Source organism: Paraburkholderia bengalensis (assembly GCF_037126505.1).
GTDB lineage: Bacteria > Pseudomonadota > Gammaproteobacteria > Burkholderiales > Burkholderiaceae > Paraburkholderia > Paraburkholderia bengalensis.
The window spans coordinates 1-18,840 of sequence record NZ_JACFYJ010000078.1 but is presented as its reverse complement, the minus strand read 5'-3'; the positions used below and the strand labels follow the sequence as shown (position 1 = coordinate 18,840).

The following is an 18,840-nucleotide window of genomic DNA, read 5'->3' as shown; positions in this document are numbered from 1 at the left end:
GGGCGGCGCAGGGGAGAAGCGGCGCGGCGCATCGCGGGTGAACCACTCGACGCAAAAAAGCGCGCGCAGCCTTGCGGGCCGCGCGCGCTTGCATGATGCGTGAAACGGATTGCGGCTTAACGCAGCGCCTCGATGACCTTTTCGAGCTTGATTGCATCGGCGGCGAACACCCGGATGCCTTCGGACAGTTTTTCCGTCGCCATCTGATCTTCGTTGAGGAGGAAGCGGAACGACGGCTCGTCCGTCGGCACGCGCTCGATGTCCGCTTGCTTGCTCGCGTCCGGCGACAGCTTGCGTTCGACCTTCTCCGTGCTGTCGTGCAGCTTTTGCAGCAGGTCGGGGCTGATCGTCAGCAGATCGCAGCCCGCCAGTTCGAGAATCTGGCTCGTCGTGCGGAAGCTCGCGCCCATCACTTCCGTCGGATAGCCGAACTTCTTGTAGTACGCGTAGATGCGGCGCACTGACTGCACGCCAGGATCATTCGCGCCGCCGTCGCGCGCTTCGTCCCAGTTGCTGCCCGCGTTCTTCTTGTACCAGTCGTAGATGCGGCCGACGAACGGCGAGATCAGTTGCGCGCCCGCTTCGGCGGCGGCGGCGGCCTGCGCCAGCGAGAACAGCAGCGTCATGTTGCACTTGATGCCGTCCTTTTGCAGCACTTCGGCGGCGCGGATGCCTTCCCACGTGGACGCGAGCTTGATCAGCACGCGCTCGCGGCCGATGCCCTGCGCCTCGTACAGCTTGATCAGCTCATGCCCCTTGTCGATCGACGCCTTCGTGTCGAACGACAGACGGGCGTCGACTTCCGTCGACACGCGGCCCGGCACGATCTTCAGGATCTCGGTGCCGAAAGCGATCAGCAGGTTGTCGATGATGGCGCTCACGGGCTTGGACGCGTGATCGCGCACGGTCTTTTCGAGCAGCGGCTTGTAATCGTCCTTCTGCACGGCCTTCAGGACCAGCGACGGATTGGTCGTCGCGTCCTGCGGCTTGTACTGCGCGAGTTGCTGGAAATCGCCGGTGTCAGCGACGACCGTGGTGTATTGCTTGAGTTGGTCGAGTGCAGTAGTCATGTCGAGCCTTCGCTTCGAGGCGCACGCGCGCCATGGTCCAGGAAATGATGACGCCGTTGTCAGCCGTGCGACGCGTCATCTGCGATGTCCACGTGGGAACCGAAAATATTACCGTGGAACGCCGCCCGCTACTTCTATTCTATGGCGGATTGAATGATGCTGTTTTGACAGGGTAACGTCCTGTCCGTTCGCGCCACGCCGCCGGCGCCTTGCGCCGACGACACGCCTTGGCGCCCATGCCGCCCATGCTGTCCCGCCGCCGTGGCCGCGACGCGCATCATGCGCGCGCCGAAAGCGTCAGGCGCGCCGCGCGTTCAGCACGGCATGCGTCAGCAGCCCCGCGACAAGTCCCCAGAACGCTGAGCCGATCGACAGCAGCGTGAGACCGGACGCCGTGACCATGAACGTGACGAGGGCGGCTTCGCGCTGCCGCGCGTCCTGCATTGCGTTCGTAAGTCCGCTCATGATCGAGCCGAACAGCGCGAGCGCCGCAACCGACACCACCAGCGCCTTCGGCAGCGAGCCGAACAGTGCGGCGATCGTCGCGCCGAAAATGCCCGCGATCAGGTAGAACAAGCCGCACCAGACGGCCGCCATGTAGCGCCGGTTCTTGTCCTCGTGCGCCTCGCGGCCCGTGCAGATGGCGGCCGTGATGGCGGCGAGATTGACGCCGTGCGAGCCGAACGGCGCGAGCAGCAGGGAAGCGACGCCCGTCGTGGCGATCAGCGGCGCGGACGGCGTCTCATAGCCGTCCGCGCGCAGCACGGCGATGCCCGGCACGTTCTGCGACGCCATCGCGACCACGAAGAGGGGAATGCCGATGCTGATCGCGGCTGACAGCGAGAACACGGGCATCGTCAGCACGGGTACGGCGAGCGCCACGTGAAAGCGGCTGAAATCGAGCATTCCGAGCGCGCCTGCAACGGCTGTGCCGACGACGAGCGTCGCGGGAATCGCGTAGCGCGGCGCGAATCGCTTGATGACGAGATACGTGAAGAACATCGACAGCACGAGCGCAGTCTGGAATTGCGCGGCACGGAAAATCTCGATGCCGATCTCGAACAGGATGCCCGCCAGAAGCGCCGCCGCGATGCCCGCTGGAATCTTCTTCATCAGCGTGTCGAACCAGCCGGTCAGGCCGACCAGCGTCAGCAGCAGCGCGCAGAGGACGAACGCGCCGATCGCCTCCGGATAGGCGACATGCGGCAGCGACGACACGAGCAGCGCCGCGCCGGGTGTGGACCACGCGATCACGATGGGCGCGCGAAAGCGCAGCGACAGGCCGATCGTGCACAGCGCCATGCCCATCGACAGCGCCCAGATCCACGACGAAATCTGTGCGTCCGTCAGATGCGCGGCGCGCCCGGCCTGGAACATCAGCACGAGCGAACTGGTGTAGCCCGTCATCATCGCGACGAAACCGGCGACGATCGCCGACAGCGACATGTCGGTGAAAGGCCGCAGCGGCGCGCGCGTCGCGGGCGAAAAATCGGGGGAAGAGGGGGAGGTCATGCTGGGTGTCTCTGGTGGTGCGTTGTTGGTGTAATGAATCGCGACGCGGGATTATGGTGCGCAGCCGCGCGTGCAACGATGCGCGCGACGGCAGTTCGGTGGACGGCCGCCGCGCCGCGGCGCGGGTCCGCAGGCCGGGCAAAAGCGGTGCAACAGGCGGGATCTTACTTGCTCAACAGGCGCATCGCGGTTTCGAGGCCGGCGAGCGTGAGCGGATACATCCGGTGGCCCAGCACTTCACGTATAACCGAAACTGACTGCCGATATTCCCACAAGCCTTCCGGCTCGGGGTTCAGCCACACGTGATGCGGGAAATGATCGGCGATGCGGCGCAGCCACACAGCGCCTGCCTCGGCGTTGTTGTATTCGACCGAGCCGCCGGGTTGCAGCACTTCGTACGGGCTCATCGTCGCGTCGCCGACGAAGATCAGCTTATAGTCGGGCGTGAACTTGTGAAGCATGTCCCACGTCGCCAGCCGCTCGACGTGCCGGCGGCGGTTGTTCTTCCACAGGAAGTCGTAGACGCAGTTGTGGAAGTAGTAGAACTCGAGGTGCTTGAATTCGGCCTTCGCCGCCGAGAACAGTTCTTCCGTGCGCCGGATGTGGTCATCCATCGATCCGCCCACGTCGAGCAGCATCAGCACTTTCACGTTGTTGTGCCGCTCGGGCACCATCTTCAGATCAAGCCAGCCGGCGTTGGCGGCCGTGCTGCGGATGGTGTCGGGCAGATCGAGTTCTTCGGCGGCGCCTTCGCGCGCGAAGCGCCGCAGGCGGCGCAGCGCGACCTTGATGTTGCGCGTGCCGATTTCGACCTGATCGTCATAATCGCGATACGCGCGCTGGTCCCACACCTTCACGGCCGTGCGGTTGCCCGATGTCTCGCCGCCGATGCGAATGCCTTCCGGGTTGTAGCCGCCGTTGCCGAACGGCGACGTGCCGCCCGTGCCGATCCATTTGCTGCCGCCTTCGTGACGGCCTTTTTGCTCGTCGAACAGTTCTTTCAGGCGCTCCATCAACTTGTCGAGGCCGCCCATTTTCTCGATCTGGGCTTTTTCCTCGGCGCTCAGATCGCGCTGCAGCTTCTTTTTCAGCCAGTCGAGCGGCACGTCCAGCGCGAGATCGGCTTTCTGCGCGACGCCGTTGAAATACGCGCCGAACGCCTGGTCGAACTTGTCGAAATACTGCTCGTCCTTCACGAGCGTCATGCGCGCGAGGTAGTAGAAGTCGTCCAGCGACGGCTGGATCACGCTTTCCTTCAACGCTTCGAGCAGCGTCAGATACTCCTTCACGGAGACGGGCAGCTTCGCGGCGCGCAGTGTGTAGAAAAAGTCGATCAGCATGCCGTTGTCTCCATTACGGTTCGCTTGCTTTCCAGTGGCGAATCAACGGTTGTTGCGATTCATGAACACGAGCCGCTCGAACAGGCTCACGTCCTGTTCGTTCTTCAGCAGCGCGCCATGAAGCGGCGGCACGATCTGCTTCTGATCCTTCGAGCGCAACGCTTCGGGCGGAATGTCTTCGGCCAGCAGCAGCTTGAGCCAGTCGAGCAGTTCGGAAGTGGAGGGCTTCTTCTTCAGCCCCGACACGTTGCGCAATTCGAAAAAGCTCTCCATTGCGGCGCGCAGCAGATCCTGCTTGATGCCGGGATAGTGAACCTCGACGATTTGCTGCATCGTCGACGGATCGGGGAACTTGATGTAGTGGAAGAAGCAGCGGCGCAGGAACGCGTCAGGCAGCTCTTTCTCGTTGTTCGACGTGATGATCACGAGCGGCCGGTGCTTCGCCTTGATCAGCTCGCGCGTCTCGTACACGTAGAACTCCATGCGGTCGAGTTCGCGCAGCAGGTCGTTCGGAAACTCGATGTCGGCCTTGTCGATTTCATCGATCAAGAGCACCGATTGCTGGTCCGACTCGAACGCCTGCCACAGCACGCCCTTGACGATGTAGTTGCGGATATCCTTCACGCGCTCGTCGCCCAGCTGCGAATCGCGCAGGCGCGACACCGCGTCGTATTCGTACAGGCCTTGCTGCGCCTTCGTGGTGGACTTGATGTGCCACTGCAGGAGCGGCATGCCGAGCGCCGACGCGACTTCCTCCGCGAGCATGGTTTTGCCCGTGCCGGGTTCACCCTTGATCAGAAGCGGCCGCTTGAGCGTCATGGCGGCATTGACGGCGAGTTTGAGGTCGTCGGTGGCGACGTATTGCGATGAGCCTTCGAAACGCATGACAGGACGCCCGTTCGGGAAAAATTCCAGTATAAGTCAGAAGCCCTGTTGTGCTCCCGCCGGCTCGCGTATGGTGTCAGCCGTCGTCGAGCGGTGCGCGCGGCGTGCGCAAGAGGCGAATTCGCGCGTGCGGCAATGTGCCGCGCCCCGCCGGGCGCCCGTTGTGCGTGCGCACCGGCAGGATTCGCTGTGAGCCCCGCCGGACGGCGCTTTCGCGGCGAAGGGCGCGCACCGCCGTCCGGTGGACGCCCGAGGCGGCGCCGCGGTACAATTGGGCCGATTTTTTTGGCCTGCGTGGCATCCCGAGAAGAAAAACGGCGCAGGCCGTAGCCTTTTGGGCGCCCGTTCCCCCTCAAGCCAGGTTAAAAGAGCTATGAACAAAATCGTCGGCAAACATGTCGTGATCGCAGCGATGTCGGTGTTCGCGGGTTTTGCGGCAACCTTGGCGGCCACTGCGCAGGCGGCGGACGTCGTGGGCAACGCGAAGGCAGGCCAGGGCAAGGTCGCGATGTGTATCGGCTGCCATGGTATTCCGGACTATCGTACGGCTTACCCCGAGGTGTACCGGGTGCCGATGCTGGGCGGGCAGAACCAGACTTATCTGGAAAACGCGCTGCACGCGTACAAGAAGGGCGACCGCCATTTCGACACGATGCATGCCATCGCCGTGTCGCTGACCGACCAGGACATCGCCGACATCGCCGCGTACTATGCCGCGCAGACGGCCACTTCGAAAAACAACCCGGACAAATGAGCACCGTCGCGTGACGGCGAATCATCTGCTCATCCAATACGCGGGCGCAACCCGTTTGCATGGGACGGCAGTCAGCGCTAAAGCCGCACTCCCGTCGACACAGGAGAATTCATGAAGAAGCATCCCCACGCACTTCATACGGTGATCAAGGCTGCATGCGCGTCGGTCGCGCTGGCGGGTGTGGTCGTCGCGTCGAACGCAGCGCACGCGGCGGATGCCGGCAACGGCAAGGTGCTCTCCGAGAGCCACAACTGCGCGGCCTGCCACGGCCCGAATCTGAACAAGCCGGTGAGCGCCGAGTACCCGAAGCTGGCGGGTCAGCACGCCGATTACGTGTACTGGGCGCTGCGCCAGTACCAGATGGGCACGGGCAACCCGCACCTCGGCCGCAACAACGCGATCATGCAGGCGCAGGTGCAGAACCTGTCGCCTAACGACATGAAGGACCTCGCCGCCTATATCGAATCGCTCAACGGCGATCTCGTGCAGAAGAAATAAGCCGCGTGAGCTTCGCTGATGGCTCATGACAAACACCCCGCTACGGCGGGGTGTTTGTTTTCCTGCGACTGATTTCGTGTCGCGACGGAGCGGGTTGCGTCAATCCCGCGACGCGCGGCGCTCGATGCGCTGAAGGTAGGCGTCGGTATCGGGCGGCGTGTTGGTGCGCTGCGCTTCCCAGATCGTTTCGCCGAGACACTCCATGATGGCGTGCTGCGCGTCGTGCGTGGAGCCAAGGCGCGCCGCGAGCCGGTCGTGCGCGGCGCGGATGCCGGGCGGCTGGTCGATCGACAGTTGCTCGCTGATGGCCAGATGCATCGACAGATGCAGGAACGGGTTGGTCTGCCCGCGCTCGGGTGAATAGTCCTGTGCCGCGGCGGCTTCGGAGTCCGTGAGTTCGGCGTGATACTCGGGATGCTCGACGATCCAGTCGGCCGCGATCGCTTCGAGCGGGGTCAGGATGTCGCCCGCGCGCTGCTTGCGCCAGGTGTCGGTGAAAAAACGGCGGACTTCGTCGCGGCTGGGATTGAACATCGGCGGACTTCGGACGGTGAAAGCGGGTGGGCTGACGGCGCGGGGCGGCGATCGACGGAAGCTTGATCACGGCGTGCGCATCAGGCATTTTACGCCGGGCCTGTGGCGGGCGCTGGCGGATGGCCGGGCGGCGCACTGCGCGCGACACCCGCCGGCCGCACGGGCGGCACGAGGCGTCAGAGATCGGGAGGCGGCGTCTTCGGCCTGAACTCGCACAAGGGTTCGATCACGCAATGCCAGCACTCCGGCCGGCGCGCCTTGCACACGTAGCGTCCATGCAGGATCAGCCAATGGTGCGCGTCGTGCCGGAACTCGGCGGGCGTGAATTTTTCCAGCGCCTGCTCAACGGCGCGGACGTCCTTGCCAGGCGCGAGTCCCGTTCGATTGGCAACCCGAAAGATGTGCGTATCGACGGCGATGGTGGGTTGCCCGAACGCCGTGTTCAACACGACGTTCGCCGTCTTGCGGCCGACGCCCGGCAGACTCTCGAGCGCCTTGCGCTCGGCGGGCACCTCGCCGCCATATTGGTCGAGCAGGATGCGGCACGTCGCGATCACGTTCTTCGCTTTCGTGCGATACAGGCCGATCGTCTTGATGTAGTCGGCGATGCCTTCCTCGCCAAGATCGAACACCTTCTGCGGCGTGTTCGCGACGGGAAACATCCGGCGCATCGCCTTGTTCACCGAAACATCCGTTGCTTGCGCGGACAACATCACGGCGATCAGTAACTCGAACGGCGTCGAATATTCGAGCTCGGTCGTCGGATGCGGATTCAGGCTCTGAAGCGTTTCGTAGATCGCGCGTCGTTTGTTCGCGTTCATGCGGCGAGGTTAGGACTTTTTGGGTTGGTCGATGTCTTGCTTCGGCGCCGGTTCGGCGTGATCGTCAGCGATTCCCAGCCGACGACGGCGTGCTTCCACTTCGTCGATCTGCGCCTGCATGTCCGCGCTGACGTTCGTCGTGTTCTTCGGACCGATGCCATGCGCGGCGTTTTCCGCCTTCTTCTGGCGCGCGCGTTCGAGCGCGGCCTGAATGATCGCGCGTTTTTTCGCTTCGGCGTCGTCGGCGGGCGCGGCGGGAGTCGCGACAGTCGGGTGGGCGGCCACGGTTGACAGGCTCGATTCAGCCATTGACCCCGACGCCAAACCCGCCGACGCCGAACCTGCCGACGCCCGTCTCGCGGCGGCGCGCGCTTCGGCTGCTTCGCGTTCGGCGGAGAGCCGCGCGCGGCGACGGTCGTGCCGTTCGCGCGCGGCGTCGGCCTGCGGCTGGCTCCAGGCGTCCCAGCCGGTGTCATCGCCGGTGACGGGGATCATCGCGATGCAGTCGACGGGGCAGGGCGGCACGCATAGGTCGCAGCCCGTGCACAGCTCGGCGACGATCGTGTGCATCTGCTTCGGCGCGCCGACGATGGCATCGACGGGACATGCCTGCATGCACAGCGTGCAGCCGATGCACAGGTTCTCGTCGATGAACGCGATGGGCCGCGCACGTTCGACGCCGTTATCGGGATTCAGCGGTATCACAGGCTTGCCGAGCAGCGCCGCGAGCCGCGCGACGCCTTCGGCGCCGCCCGGCGGGCACTGGTTGTAATGGGCCTCTCCTGCGGCGATCGCCACGGCGTACGCGCGGCAATCCGGATAGCCGCACTTCGTGCATTGCGTCTGAGGCAGCCGATCCTCGATCAGATCGGCGAGTGTTTTGATTTGTGTCACGGTGAAGACGTGGGGACATGCTGCTGCCGATTATCGACGCGACCGGCGCGGCGCAGGCTCGCAGTTCGACGACGTATCGTTTCAGTGGCGCCGTTGGCTTGCCATTGGCCGATTAAGACTGGAGCGCGGACAGTGCGTGAGCCGAATGGGCGCGCAACGCTGCCGGAGCAGACGCCGGCGAGTCGCGAAGCGGAAGGCAAGCGTGTCCGGCGACCGGTCAAATGCGTATTATCGCCGATTTCCCCAGTTGTTATTACCGAAGCATGTGCCATAATCGAAGCGCTTTTTTGTAAGACCGCAGGAGGGTGTTCCCACCAACCAGCCCGCGCAGCGCCGCCGTTGCAAGGCCAGGCAATTGGACGGCGAGCGATCCGGATTAACGCGGCTCACGAAGCACATGCCACCATGAATCAGCCGAAAATCAAAAGAGATCCTGAAGGCACTCGTCGCCGCATTCTGCTCGCGGCGGCCGAAGAGTTTGCGAATGGTGGGTTGTTCGGCGCACGCGTCGACCAGATTGCCCGCCGCGCGGAGACCAATGAACGCATGCTCTATTACTACTTCGGTAGCAAGGAGCAGCTTTTCACGGCAGTCCTCGAACATGCGTTCAGCGCGCTCACGGAAGCCGAGCGCACGCTGGACCTCGCGGGTGTTGCGCCTGTGGAAGCCGTCACGCGTCTTGCGCATTTCGTGTGGGATTACTATCGCGATCATCCCGAGCTGTTGAGACTCGTCAACAACGAGAATCTTCACGAGGCGCGCTATATGCAGAAGTCCACGCGCATCCGCGAAATGATCTCGCCAATCGTTGCGACGCTTGGCTCGATTCTCGAACGCGGCCAGCGCGCCGGCCTGTTTCGCGCGAACGTCGATCCGCTGCGCTTCTATGTGACGCTGTCGGGGATGGGCTACTACATCGTGTCGAACCGCTTCACGCTCGAAGCGACGCTTGGCCGCGACTTCAGCGCAGCCGCCGAACGCAGCGAAGTGATCCAGATGAACACCGAGATCCTGCTCGCGTATCTGATGCGGCGCTGAACGCGCGCGCTCCATGAAAAACGGCCTCGCGAGAGGCCGTTTCCGTATCGACTGGATGCAGCCGCAACCTGTCGAAGGGGCTGCGGCAGGCGGCTTGCGCTCAGGCTTCGACGCGTTCCTTCGTCTCGCGCGTGGCCTTCTGCGTGTGTTCGAGAATGAAGTCGCGCAACTGCGGATAGATGATCGTACGCCAGCGGCGGCCCGAGAAGATGCCGTAGTGGCCGCACTTCTCCGCCGTGAAATGCCGACGGTTCCTTTCCGGAATACCCGTGCACAGTTCGTGGGCGGCGCGCGTCTGGCCGCTGCCCGAAATGTCGTCGAGTTCGCCCTCGATCGTGAAGAGCGCTGTCTTCCTGATGTCCTGCGGGCGCACCGGCTCGCCGTCGACTTCCCACGTGCCTTCAGCGAGGCTGAATTCCTGGAACACGACGCGGATGGTCTGCAGATAGTACTCGGCGGCCATGTCGAGCACGGCGTTATATTCGTCGTAGAAGCGGCGGTGCGCTTCCGCGTCTTCTTCGTCACCGCGCAGCAGGCTTTGATAGAAGTCCCAGTGCGAGGCGGCGTGGCGTTCCGGATTCATCGCCACGAAGCCCGTGTGTTGCAGAAAGCCCGGATATACCTTGCGGCCGAAGCCCGGATAGTTCGGCGGCACGTTGTAGATCACGTTGTTCTCGAACCACTCGATCGAATGCTGCGTGGCGAGCGAGTTGACGGCCGTCGGGCTCTTACGCGCGTCGATCGGGCCGCCCATCATCGTCATCGTGCGCGGCGTGTCTTCGCCGCGGCTCGCCATCAGCGAAATGGCGGCGAGCACGGGCACGGTCGGCTGGCACACCGAAATGACGTGCAGGTTCTTCGCGCCGATATGGCGGATGAACTCCTGGATGTACGCGATGTAATCGTCGAGGTTGAACGGGCCGTCTTCGAGCGGCACCATGCGCGCGTCGATCCAGTCGGTGATGTACACCTTGTGATCCTGCAGCAGCGTTTTCACGGTGTCGCGCAGCAGCGTCGAATGGTGACCCGACAGCGGCGCGCACACCAGCACGACGGGTTCTTCCTTCAGCTGCGTCACGGCGTCGCTGTCGTCGGAATAGCGCTTGAAGCGCATCAACCGGCAAAAGGGCTTTTCCATGATCGTCTGTTCGACGATGGGAATGTTGCGCCCGTCCTTGACGATCTGGTGCAGATTGAACTCGGGCTTCTCGTAGTCCTTGCCAAGGCGGTACAGCAGCTCGTACCCGGCCGACAGACGCGTCGCGCCCGGCACATAGGCGAGCGGGCTGGCCGGATTCGCAAACGATTTCGAGGCAGCCTGAGCCCAGGCGGTGAGCGGGCTCAAAAGTGCCCGCTGGAATTCGTGGATTTGATAGAGCATGGGTGCTCCGGCGTTAGCGGTTCGCGCAGGGCAGCGTGTTGTGATGCGCAGCGACGAGGCGGGCCGTTCTTGGTTACGTGTGGATGGTTGGTGGCGAGATTATCGGCCGTCTGGTTCGGGTGATGATATAGAAGGCATACGATTTGTGCAATGCAACAACAGTGCGGTGGCGCACGCTCCGGATGTCATAGACATGTCATCGACACCACGCCCGATTTCTTTAGACGATGGGTGTCGATTCAATACCAGCATCTGGCATGCCAGCGGGCGGCTGACTGCCTTGTCCGTTGTGCGGCGGCTGGCCGGCGGCGCGTGCCATCTCCTGTTCGTGCTTCATCAGGTTGAGCCCCGTGTGAACGAGGGCCACATGGGAAAACCCCTGTGGAAAATTACCGACAAGCCGGCCGTCGACGGGGTCATATTCCTCGGCGAGCAGCCCGACGTCGTTCGCCAGCGACAAAAGCCGCTCATACATGTCGCGCGCTTCTTCCACGCGTCCCTGCAGCGCGAGATTGTCGACCATCCAGAAGCTGCAGGCGAGGAAGGTGCCTTCGCCGGGCGGCAGGCCGTCGTCGAATTCCGTCGTGCGATAGCGCATCACGAACCCGTCGTGCATCAGGTTTTTTTCGATTGCATTGACAGTCCCGACGATGCGCGGGTCCGACGGCGGCAAAAAGCCCAGCAGCGGCATCAGCAGCACGCTCGCGTCGAGCTCGTCGCCGCCGTAGGTCTGCGTGAACGCATTGAGCGCGACGTTCCAGCTTTTCTGGCAGACATCCGCGTGAATCTGCGCGCGCACTTCGTACCAGTGCTCGAGCGGCGCGGGCAGGTGGAACGCTTCCGCCGACTTGATCGCGCGGTCGAACGCGACCCACGCCATCACTTTCGAAAACGTGAAGTGCTGACGGCCGCCGCGCGTTTCCCAAATGCCTTCGTCGCGTTCCTGCCAGATCGTTTCGAGGTGGCGGAGCATCGCGCATTGCACGTTCCACGCGGTGTCGTCGTTCTGCAGGCCGCCGACGCGCCCCAGATGCAGCGCGTTCATCACTTCGCCGTACACGTCGAGCTGAAGCTGGCCGACGGCATTGTTGCCGATGCGCACGGGCGCCGAGTTTTCATAGCCGGGCAGCCAGTCGATCTCGAATTCGGGCAACCGCCGTTCGCCCGCGAGGCCGTACATGATCTGCAGCTGTTCGGGCGAGCCCGCCATCACGCGGCCCAGCCAGGAACGCCACGCGCGCGCTTCGTCGTAGTAGCCGCCGCGCATCATCGCGAGCAGCGTGATGGTCGCGTCGCGCAGCCACACGTAGCGGTAGTCCCAGTTGCGCGTACCGCCGATCCTCTCGGGCAGCGACGTGGTCGGCGCGGCGACGATGCCGCCCGTCGGCGCGTAGGCGAGCGCCTTCAATGTCAGCAGCGAGCGGCGGATCGCCTGGGCGTATTTGCCCTCGACGGTGCCGCGCGCCGACCATTCGAGCCAGTAGTTCTCGGTGCGCGCCAGCGCCGAATGCGGATCACGCACGGGCGGAATGTGCAGATGCGATTGCGTGTACGTGAGCGAGAACGGCACGCGCTCGCCTTCGGACACGGTGAACTCGGCGACGGTTTTCATGTTCTCGCCGCGCATGTCGACGGGCGTGCGCAGCGCGACGGTATCCGGCCCGGCGATCGCCTTGATGCCGCTTTCGTGCTCGAGCCGGCTCACCCACGGAATCGAGAAGCCGTAGTCGAAGCGCAGCACCAGTTCCATGCGCATGTTCACCTTGCCGCGCCTGCCGACGACAATCCGGATCATCTCCGACGAACCGTTGCCGGGCGGCATGAAGTCGATGAGCGTGACGGCGCCGTCGGGCGTTTCGAAGTCGGTTTCGAGGATCAGCGTTTCGCCGCGGTAACGGCGGCGCGTGGCGCGCGCGAAGCCCGTTTGCTTTGGCGGCGCTCCGCCGCGGGTTTGCGCGTCTGCAGCGTTGTCGCCGGGCGATGCGTCTTGTTCTGCGCGGGCGCTGGCGTCGTCGCGTCGGCTCGTGCGCGCGGGCGGCTTGTCCGCCTGGCGAGGCAAGGGCTTCGCGTCCGATTTCACGGCGCGCTCGGCGTCGCGATTGTCGTCACTGGCGCGCTCGCCGGCTTCGTTGCGATCACCGTCTTCGGCGGGGGCGATCAGCCAGCGGCCGTTGTCCTCGGTGCCGAGCAGCGCGGCAAAGCATGCGCCCGAGTCGAAACGGGGCCAGCATAGCCAGTCGACTGAACCATCGCGCGAGACCAGCGCGGCCGTGTGGCCGTCGCCAATGAGTGCGTAGTCTTCGATAGGTGCGGACATGATAGGGCGGTCGGTCAGCGGGTAAGAAGTGCGTGCCTGCGCAGCGCCGGACGATGCGCAGGCGTCGTTGTTACCTGACTCGCGCAACGCGCGATGGTTCGCGGGCGGGCGCACATTCGAGGTATTGGCAATCCTGTTTTTAGCTGCTTACAATCGGTTTTTGAACGTGACTTCTGACGAATCGCAGCCCACCGGCGTTCGGGGTCGCAGCACGCGGCGACGGCGCCATTTTCGAGGATAAGCAATGCTGAACCCGTCGAAATCCGACTGCATCACGATTCTCTCCGCCGCGAGCCAACTGCCTGACGACTCGCTTCTTCCACTCGACTTCCGCACGCTCGGCATCTCGCGCAATGGGATGGAAACGGCTGCGGCATTCCTGATCGAACGCGCCTGCTTCAAGCGCTATAGCGAGGCCGACGGTCATTATGCCGTCGGCGGGCTGTCCTTGCAGGGGCGCTGGCGCCTCGATCAACTGTCGAACGGCTGACGCCGGCGCCCGCATTCCATCGCGCGTAGTCGATTCACGGACCGCAAGTGCGGCCCGTGTGCCGACGCGCGCCATGGCGTCATCTGCGTCGCGCGCTGCATGCTCTGCTTGCGCAGCGGACGGCATGCACGGGCGCGTTTGCGCGCCTCAGAGATGCGCCGTGCCGCCGACGCCGAAAATCCCGATCAATCCGATAAGAATCAGATAAATCGCGACGATGAAATTGAGCAGGCGAGGCATGATCAGAATGAGAATGCCGGCGATCAGCGCGACGAGCGGGCCGAGAGTGAGATGGATGTTCATGGCGACTCCTTTGTTGGAATTGACGACTGTGAGACAACCTGCAGACAATCCGTGCCCGCGTGCGTGACTGTCCCATCGCGAGCAACGCTCTTATACTTGCCCGAAATACGGCAAACAACGACAAACGACGACGGCCACGACGGCTGGCTGGCGGCGATCACGCGACGTCAGCGTCACCGTCACGTCACGATAGCGTCACGTGATGACACGCGACGATAAACGGGATAAACGGCACCCTCCGGCGGGACCGCGCGGCAGACCAGCGACACACACGATCCGAATAACCGTATCGCCAGGAGGTCGTCATGCAGCGTCGTACAGGAGTCATAGCGTATGTCGTGCCACAGTCTTTCAATTCCCGTCCAGGCCATCCCCTACGTTCGATAATAAAAGGTTTGACACTCATGGTATCGATTGCCGCTACGCAGGCCTTCGCGCAAGGCACACCTGCCGCGCCCGCCGACGGCGTCTACGATCTGATCGTCGGGACCTACACGGGTCCGAAGAGCGAAGGCATCTACGTCTACCGCTTCGACACGAAAACGGGCGAGGCAACCCAGATATCGTCGGCGAAGACGGACAACCCGTCGTACGTGATCGCATCGCGCGACGGGCGCTACGTCTACTCCGTCAACGAGCAGCCCGGCGACAACGGCCCCGCCGACCAGCGCGGCGGCATCAGCGCCTTCAGCTTCGATGCGAGGAGCGGGCAATTGAGATTCCTGAACCGCGTGTCGTCGGATGGCAACGATCCGTGCTACCTGAGCATCTCGCCGGACGGCAAATACCTGACGACGGCCAATTATTCCGTCGCGGCGAACCCCGGCGGCAGCTTCGCGGTGTTTCCGCTGCAGGCGGACGGCCAGGTCGGCGCGTCGGTGCTGACCGTGCATCACGACGGCGGCGGACCGGTGAAAGGGCGCCAGGACAACGCGCACGTGCATTCGACGGTGTTCTCGCCGGACGGCAAGTATCTGTTCGCGCAAGACCTCGGCGCGGACAAGCTCTACGCGTACCGCTACACGCCCGATGGCAGCCGCGGCCTGCTCGGCCCGACGGAGCAGCGCTACACCGACGTGAAAGCGGGCTCGGGCCCGCGCCATCTGGTGTTCGGCGCCGACGGCAGCTACGCGTACCTGACGAGCGAACTGGCCGCGACCGTCACGGTGTTCCGCTACGACGACGGCAAGCTCACGCAGTTGCAGGTGGTGCCGATGACAAAGACCGGCTTCAAGGGGCAGGTGGGGGCGGCCGCGATCCATCTGTCGCCGGACGGACGCTTCCTGTACGCGAGCAACCGTGGCGACGCGAACGAGATCGTCATCTATGCCGTCGATCGCGCCAACGGCCATATCCGCGAAGTGGGCCGTCAGTCGAGCCTCGGGAAAGCGCCGCGAGAATTCTCAATTGATCCGACGGGGCGTTGGCTGATCGTCGGCAATCAGAATAGCGATACGGCCTACGTGTTCCGCCGTGATCAGCAAAGCGGTCTGCTCGACGCGAATCCGAAGCGAATCGATCTCGGTTCGCCCGTCGACTTCAAGTGGGTATCGCCGGCTTGATGGCGGTTGTGATCCGATCGGTTCGGCGAGGCGGCACGCCAAAGGTGCCTGCTGAACCGGTTGGCCGCGGGGCGAGCTTCGTCTGACGCCTGCCGCGCGGCCGGTCTGCATGCGCGAAGGAGGGCTTATTCGGCCGGCCCCGGCGCAAGCACTTCGCGGCTGCCGTTAATGCCCATCGCCGACACGAGGCCCGCCGTTTCCATCTGCTCGACGAGTCGCGCCGCACGGTTGTAGCCGATGCGCAACTGCCGCTGCACGGCCGAAATCGACGCGCGCCGCGTGCGTACGACGAACGCGACGGCTTCGTCATAGAGCGGGTCGGCTTCGGCATCGGGCGATTCGCCGAACAGGTCCTGCGTGGCCCCGCCATCGGTGGCGGGACCGTCCAGAATGCCCTCGACGTATTCCGGCTCGCCGAACTGCTTCAGATGCTCGACGATCCGGTGCACTTCCTCGTCGGCGACGAACGCGCCGTGCACGCGCTGCGGATAACCCGTGCCGGGCGGCAGGAACAGCATGTCGCCCTGGCCGAGCAGCGACTCGGCGCCCATCTGGTCGAGAATCGTGCGCGAGTCGATCTTCGACGACACCTGGAACGCCACGCGCGTCGGAATGTTGGCCTTGATGAGACCGGTGATCACGTCGACGGACGGGCGCTGCGTCGCGAGAATCAGGTGGATGCCCGCCGCGCGCGCCTTTTGCGCCAGCCGCGCGATCAGTTCTTCGATCTTCTTGCCCGCGACCATCATCAGGTCGGCCAGTTCGTCGATCACGACGACGATCAGCGGCAGCGGCGACAGCGGCTCCGGCGCATCGGGCGTCAGCGAGAAGGGATTGCCGATCTTTTTTTTCTTTCGCGGCGGCGTCGCGAATTTTCTGATTGAAGCCTTGCAGATTGCGCACGCCGACGGCCGACATCAGCCGGTAGCGCTTCTCCATTTCGCCGACGCACCAGTTCAGCGCGTTCGCGGCGAGCTTCATATCGGTGACGACGGGCGCGAGCAGATGCGGGATGCCTTCATAGACGGAAAGTTCCAGCATCTTCGGGTCGATCATGATCATGCGCACCTCTTCGGGCGTTGCCTTGTACAGCAGCGAGACGATCATCGCGTTGATCGCGACCGACTTGCCCGAACCCGTCGTGCCCGCGACCAGCATGTGCGGCGCTTTCGCGAGGTCCGTCACGACAGGGTGGCCGGTGATGTCCTTGCCCATGGCGAGCGTCAGATTCGACTTGGAATGCTGATAGACCTCAGCTTGGAGAATCTCGGAAAGGCGAATGGTCTGGCGCTTGGCATTCGGCAGTTCGAGACCCATGCAGGTTTTGCCAGGAATCGTCTCAACGACGCGAATCGACGTTAGACCGAGACCGCGCGACAGATCCTTCATCAGCCCGACGATCTGGCTGCCGCGCACGCCGAGCGCCGGCTCGACTTCGAAGCGCGTGATCACCGGTCCCGCCGACGCACCGACGACCGTCACGGGCACCTTGAATTCCTGCAGCCGTTGTTCGATCAGCGCGCCTGTTTCGGCGAGCTTTTCGTCGCTGACGGGCTCGGCATCCGACGACGCGGGCGCGAGCAGATCGAGCGCCGGCAGTTCGATATGCGAGGCGGAGGGCGCGTGGAACTCGAATGCGGGACCGCTGTGCCCGCGCACGGCAGGGCGGGGCGGCGGGGCGTCCTGCGGGACCTGGCGATCTTGCTCGTCGGCGGTTTCGCCTGGCGTGTGCGGATGGTCGTCAGCAAGCGCGGCAGCGTGAGGCGCGACACCGTGACCGGCCGTGTGCGCGGCGGGCGTCGCGCCCGGAAAGCGCACGACGTTCGACGGTGCTTCGGGCGTGTCGTCGCTCGCCGTATCGGGTGCCTTCGTCAGGACGGCTGGTTCGAGCGGTGCGACGATATCGGCGTAGGCGGCCTCGTGCGATACGACCGGGCGAGGCGGCTGCATCGGCGCGTCGGCCGCGGAGGCCACGCGCAACAAGCTGACAGACTGCGTGATCGCATCCCACGGCGCAACGGCGGGCGCGGCCGGTTGCGCGTCGAGGTTCTCTTCAATGGCGGGCGATACCCGTTCGGCCGGTACGTGCGGTGCCGTCGCCGTCGAATGGCCGTCTTGCGTCGCTGATGCGCTGGCATCGGCGGGAGCGGGTTCGTGGAACGGCGTTGCCTGCGCTTCGTGCGACGGCGCGGCGAGATGTGCTGCCGGCTCGCGGTCTGGCGCGACGCTGCCCGCGATGGTTGCGGGCAGGCAGGCGCGCTGCACGCCCGGCTGGTTGCTCGCCGGGGTTTGCGTCATGTCGGCCCGAGCCGCTGGGTCGACGATGCCAGGTTGCGTCGCGGTGTCTGCCGTGGACGACTCCGCGATGGGGGCTTGCGCCTCGTCTTCTGCGCCAGCCCGGGCTTGCACACGCGTGTCGTTTTGGGCAAACGACGGTTCGCGGGCGTCGGTTGGCAATGGGTTTGCGTCGGCGTCCGGTTTCGGGATCGTCGGCACCGCTGGTGCCGCTGGAATGGTTGCCGAAACGTCGGCTGGTGCCTCGGTGCTGGCGTTATCGACGGTGTGCACTTCAGGCGCTGTGTGCGTGTCACCGGAGGGCACGGCGTCGAAAGAAACGGCGGGATCAATCTCGTCCGCCTGCATCGAATATGCCGCGTGCTCCGCCACCGGTTCCGGGAAAACGGCAGCAATCGGCCGATCGGGCGATACGGGATCGACTTCGGGCACTGGCGCGGACGTCCTAGCGGTTTGATTGCTCGCGATCGCCGCCTCGAGCGCCGACATCGCCTCATCGACGGCCGCAACAGCCGCCACGCCGCCTGCCGCCTGGCTGCCGACCGTGCTCGCGCCGTTCGCCGCCCCCGTTGCCGCGGCGTGGATGACGGCATCGTCGCGCGTCTCGACAACCTTGGCGGGATCGCTGGCCGTGCGGCGCGCGAGGCTTGCGCCCGCGAGCGTCGTCCAGCGTGCGGCGTTCTCCTCGATGCTGCGCAGCGTTTCCTGCACGCTCGCCGCCGGCGCAGCGGATTGTGCCGATGACCCAGCCGATGCATTGGCGCGCGAATAGGCCGGAACGCGGAAATTCTGCGTGGCGTGGCGCGCGAACGGCGATGTCGCGAGCCAGGCCGACGCCCCTGTGCGGCGGGCGCGAGCGGCTCGAGGGAAGCGGGCTGACGGCTGTGCGCAGGCGCCGCGGTTCGCACGCTGGCAGACCGGCCCGTCGAAACGGCTGCATTCGCCGACATGCTTCGCGCAGCAGCCTGGGCCGCCGCTTTCGACGATTGCAACGCGGCCGTGCTGCCGAACACGGTAGGCGGCGTTGCCGTGACGCGCGCGCCCTCTATCGACGCGGACCCCGCATCGCGCGAATGAGCACGTTGTCCATCGGCGGCGAGCCAGCCGGCGGGTGCCACGGGCTCGGCGGCGCCCAGGACGTGGGGC

The 18,840-nt window shown here is 64.6% G+C and carries 19 protein-coding genes and 1 pseudogene; 8 read left to right on the top strand and 12 right to left on the bottom strand.

What is annotated here, in order from left to right:
• Nucleotides 1-116: 116 nt before the first annotated feature.
• The 4 genes from tal to H3V53_RS32205 all read right to left on the bottom strand — a co-directional run bounded on the left by tal (nucleotide 117) and on the right by H3V53_RS32205 (nucleotide 4,807).
• Nucleotides 117-1,070, bottom strand: coding sequence for a transaldolase (gene tal / locus H3V53_RS32220; RefSeq protein ID WP_054919760.1), 954 nt, complete (start codon nucleotides 1,068-1,070; stop codon nucleotides 117-119).
• Between the two features lie 297 nt (nucleotides 1,071-1,367).
• Complete coding sequence (locus H3V53_RS32215; protein ID WP_336601291.1) at nucleotides 1,368-2,582, bottom strand: benzoate/H(+) symporter BenE family transporter; 1,215 nt, start codon at nucleotides 2,580-2,582, stop codon at nucleotides 1,368-1,370.
• A gap of 164 nt (nucleotides 2,583-2,746) precedes the next feature.
• Nucleotides 2,747-3,922 (bottom strand): vWA domain-containing protein, encoded by a 1,176-nt coding sequence (locus tag H3V53_RS32210; protein WP_336601290.1) that lies wholly within the window; start codon nucleotides 3,920-3,922, stop codon nucleotides 2,747-2,749.
• A 42-nt stretch (nucleotides 3,923-3,964) separates the two neighbouring features.
• A complete protein-coding gene (locus tag H3V53_RS32205) occupies nucleotides 3,965-4,807 on the bottom strand; it encodes an AAA family ATPase (protein WP_054919765.1) in 843 nt (280 codons plus the stop codon).
• A 373-nt stretch (nucleotides 4,808-5,180) separates the two neighbouring features.
• Here H3V53_RS32205 and H3V53_RS32200 point away from each other — a divergent pair, with 373 nt between their 5' ends.
• Both H3V53_RS32200 and H3V53_RS32195 read left to right on the top strand, forming a co-directional pair.
• A complete protein-coding gene (locus H3V53_RS32200) occupies nucleotides 5,181-5,561 on the top strand; it encodes a c-type cytochrome (protein WP_054919767.1) in 381 nt (126 codons plus the stop codon).
• Nucleotides 5,562-5,672: 111 nt separating this feature from the next.
• Nucleotides 5,673-6,059 carry a c-type cytochrome gene (locus tag H3V53_RS32195; protein ID WP_054919769.1) on the top strand — a complete coding sequence of 129 codons (387 nt, stop codon included), beginning with the start codon at nucleotides 5,673-5,675 and terminating at the stop codon, nucleotides 6,057-6,059.
• 99 nt (nucleotides 6,060-6,158) lie between these two features.
• Here the strand turns inward: H3V53_RS32195 and H3V53_RS32190 are convergent, their stop codons facing one another.
• The 3 genes from H3V53_RS32190 to rsxB all read right to left on the bottom strand — a co-directional run bounded on the left by H3V53_RS32190 (nucleotide 6,159) and on the right by rsxB (nucleotide 8,308).
• Nucleotides 6,159-6,593: a DUF1841 family protein gene (locus H3V53_RS32190; RefSeq protein WP_336601289.1), complete on the bottom strand. Its 435-nt coding sequence runs from the start codon at nucleotides 6,591-6,593 to the stop codon at nucleotides 6,159-6,161.
• Between the two features lie 176 nt (nucleotides 6,594-6,769).
• Nucleotides 6,770-7,414, bottom strand: a complete 645-nt coding sequence (nth, locus tag H3V53_RS32185) for an endonuclease III (protein ID WP_336601288.1) — start codon at nucleotides 7,412-7,414, stop codon at nucleotides 6,770-6,772.
• A gap of 9 nt (nucleotides 7,415-7,423) precedes the next feature.
• Nucleotides 7,424-8,308, bottom strand: coding sequence for an electron transport complex subunit RsxB (gene rsxB / locus H3V53_RS32180; RefSeq protein WP_336601287.1), 885 nt, complete (start codon nucleotides 8,306-8,308; stop codon nucleotides 7,424-7,426).
• Between the two features lie 405 nt (nucleotides 8,309-8,713).
• Here rsxB and H3V53_RS32175 point away from each other — a divergent pair, with 405 nt between their 5' ends.
• The gene (locus H3V53_RS32175; protein ID WP_012401479.1) at nucleotides 8,714-9,346 is read left to right on the top strand and encodes a TetR/AcrR family transcriptional regulator; all 633 of its coding nucleotides are present in this window, start codon (nucleotides 8,714-8,716) and stop codon (nucleotides 9,344-9,346) included.
• A 100-nt stretch (nucleotides 9,347-9,446) separates the two neighbouring features.
• Here the strand turns inward: H3V53_RS32175 and H3V53_RS32170 are convergent, their stop codons facing one another.
• Both H3V53_RS32170 and H3V53_RS32165 read right to left on the bottom strand, forming a co-directional pair.
• On the bottom strand, nucleotides 9,447-10,727 hold the full coding sequence (locus H3V53_RS32170) for a polyhydroxyalkanoate depolymerase (protein ID WP_054919775.1): 1,281 nt from the start codon (nucleotides 10,725-10,727) through the stop codon (nucleotides 9,447-9,449).
• Between the two features lie 220 nt (nucleotides 10,728-10,947).
• The gene (locus H3V53_RS32165; protein ID WP_419539599.1) at nucleotides 10,948-13,044 is read right to left on the bottom strand and encodes a glycoside hydrolase family 15 protein; all 2,097 of its coding nucleotides are present in this window, start codon (nucleotides 13,042-13,044) and stop codon (nucleotides 10,948-10,950) included.
• A 244-nt stretch (nucleotides 13,045-13,288) separates the two neighbouring features.
• On the opposite strand from H3V53_RS32165, the gene H3V53_RS32155 reads away from it, so the two are divergent.
• Nucleotides 13,289-13,534 (top strand): hypothetical protein, encoded by a 246-nt coding sequence (locus H3V53_RS32155; protein ID WP_007583392.1) that lies wholly within the window; start codon nucleotides 13,289-13,291, stop codon nucleotides 13,532-13,534.
• A 147-nt stretch (nucleotides 13,535-13,681) separates the two neighbouring features.
• Here the strand turns inward: H3V53_RS32155 and H3V53_RS32150 are convergent, their stop codons facing one another.
• A complete protein-coding gene (locus H3V53_RS32150) occupies nucleotides 13,682-13,837 on the bottom strand; it encodes a DUF3096 domain-containing protein (RefSeq protein WP_082426645.1) in 156 nt (51 codons plus the stop codon).
• 305 nt (nucleotides 13,838-14,142) lie between these two features.
• Between H3V53_RS32150 and H3V53_RS32145 the strand changes: the two genes are divergently transcribed.
• Nucleotides 14,143-15,399: a lactonase family protein gene (locus H3V53_RS32145; RefSeq protein WP_419539598.1), complete on the top strand. Its 1,257-nt coding sequence runs from the start codon at nucleotides 14,143-14,145 to the stop codon at nucleotides 15,397-15,399.
• Nucleotides 15,400-15,524: 125 nt separating this feature from the next.
• Here H3V53_RS32145 and H3V53_RS32140 read toward each other — a convergent pair whose 3' ends face one another.
• Nucleotides 15,525-15,917, bottom strand: a complete 393-nt coding sequence (locus H3V53_RS32140) for a DNA translocase FtsK (RefSeq protein WP_336601307.1) — start codon at nucleotides 15,915-15,917, stop codon at nucleotides 15,525-15,527.
• 186 nt (nucleotides 15,918-16,103) lie between these two features.
• Nucleotides 16,104-16,983, bottom strand: a pseudogene (locus H3V53_RS32135) (DNA translocase FtsK); the annotation flags it as partial.
• Here H3V53_RS32135 and H3V53_RS32130 point away from each other — a divergent pair.
• From H3V53_RS32130 to H3V53_RS32120, 3 genes are all read left to right on the top strand, one after another.
• Nucleotides 16,906-17,526 carry a hypothetical protein gene (locus tag H3V53_RS32130; protein ID WP_336601309.1) on the top strand — a complete coding sequence of 207 codons (621 nt, stop codon included), beginning with the start codon at nucleotides 16,906-16,908 and terminating at the stop codon, nucleotides 17,524-17,526. The pseudogene H3V53_RS32135 and the gene H3V53_RS32130 overlap by 78 nt on opposite strands.
• Before the next feature lie 625 nt (nucleotides 17,527-18,151).
• On the top strand, nucleotides 18,152-18,466 hold the full coding sequence (locus H3V53_RS32125; protein WP_336601308.1) for a hypothetical protein: 315 nt from the start codon (nucleotides 18,152-18,154) through the stop codon (nucleotides 18,464-18,466).
• Nucleotides 18,467-18,642: 176 nt separating this feature from the next.
• Nucleotides 18,643-18,771 (top strand): hypothetical protein, encoded by a 129-nt coding sequence (locus tag H3V53_RS32120; RefSeq protein ID WP_336601285.1) that lies wholly within the window; start codon nucleotides 18,643-18,645, stop codon nucleotides 18,769-18,771.
• The last annotated feature ends 69 nt before the right edge of the window (nucleotides 18,772-18,840 follow it).

Coding starts and splice junctions, on each gene's coding strand:
- H3V53_RS32190 (WP_336601289.1), bottom strand. CDS start 6,593: ATGTTCAATCCCAGCCGCGACGAAGTCCGCCGTTTTTTCACCGACACC.
- tal (WP_054919760.1), bottom strand. CDS start 1,070: ATGACTACTGCACTCGACCAACTCAAGCAATACACCACGGTCGTCGCT.
- H3V53_RS32150 (WP_082426645.1), bottom strand. CDS start 13,837: ATGAACATCCATCTCACTCTCGGCCCGCTCGTCGCGCTGATCGCCGGC.
- H3V53_RS32165 (WP_419539599.1), bottom strand. CDS start 13,044: ATGTCCGCACCTATCGAAGACTACGCACTCATTGGCGACGGCCACACG.
- H3V53_RS32155 (WP_007583392.1), top strand. CDS start 13,289: ATGCTGAACCCGTCGAAATCCGACTGCATCACGATTCTCTCCGCCGCG.
- H3V53_RS32215 (WP_336601291.1), bottom strand. CDS start 2,582: ATGACCTCCCCCTCTTCCCCCGATTTTTCGCCCGCGACGCGCGCGCCG.
- H3V53_RS32140 (WP_336601307.1), bottom strand. CDS start 15,917: ATGCTGTTCCTGCCGCCCGGCACGGGTTATCCGCAGCGCGTGCACGGC.
- H3V53_RS32175 (WP_012401479.1), top strand. CDS start 8,714: ATGAATCAGCCGAAAATCAAAAGAGATCCTGAAGGCACTCGTCGCCGC.
- H3V53_RS32210 (WP_336601290.1), bottom strand. CDS start 3,922: ATGCTGATCGACTTTTTCTACACACTGCGCGCCGCGAAGCTGCCCGTC.
- H3V53_RS32205 (WP_054919765.1), bottom strand. CDS start 4,807: ATGCGTTTCGAAGGCTCATCGCAATACGTCGCCACCGACGACCTCAAA.
- H3V53_RS32120 (WP_336601285.1), top strand. CDS start 18,643: ATGCTTCGCGCAGCAGCCTGGGCCGCCGCTTTCGACGATTGCAACGCG.
- H3V53_RS32200 (WP_054919767.1), top strand. CDS start 5,181: ATGAACAAAATCGTCGGCAAACATGTCGTGATCGCAGCGATGTCGGTG.
- nth (WP_336601288.1), bottom strand. CDS start 7,414: ATGAACGCGAACAAACGACGCGCGATCTACGAAACGCTTCAGAGCCTG.
- H3V53_RS32145 (WP_419539598.1), top strand. CDS start 14,143: ATGCAGCGTCGTACAGGAGTCATAGCGTATGTCGTGCCACAGTCTTTC.
- H3V53_RS32195 (WP_054919769.1), top strand. CDS start 5,673: ATGAAGAAGCATCCCCACGCACTTCATACGGTGATCAAGGCTGCATGC.
- H3V53_RS32170 (WP_054919775.1), bottom strand. CDS start 10,727: ATGCTCTATCAAATCCACGAATTCCAGCGGGCACTTTTGAGCCCGCTC.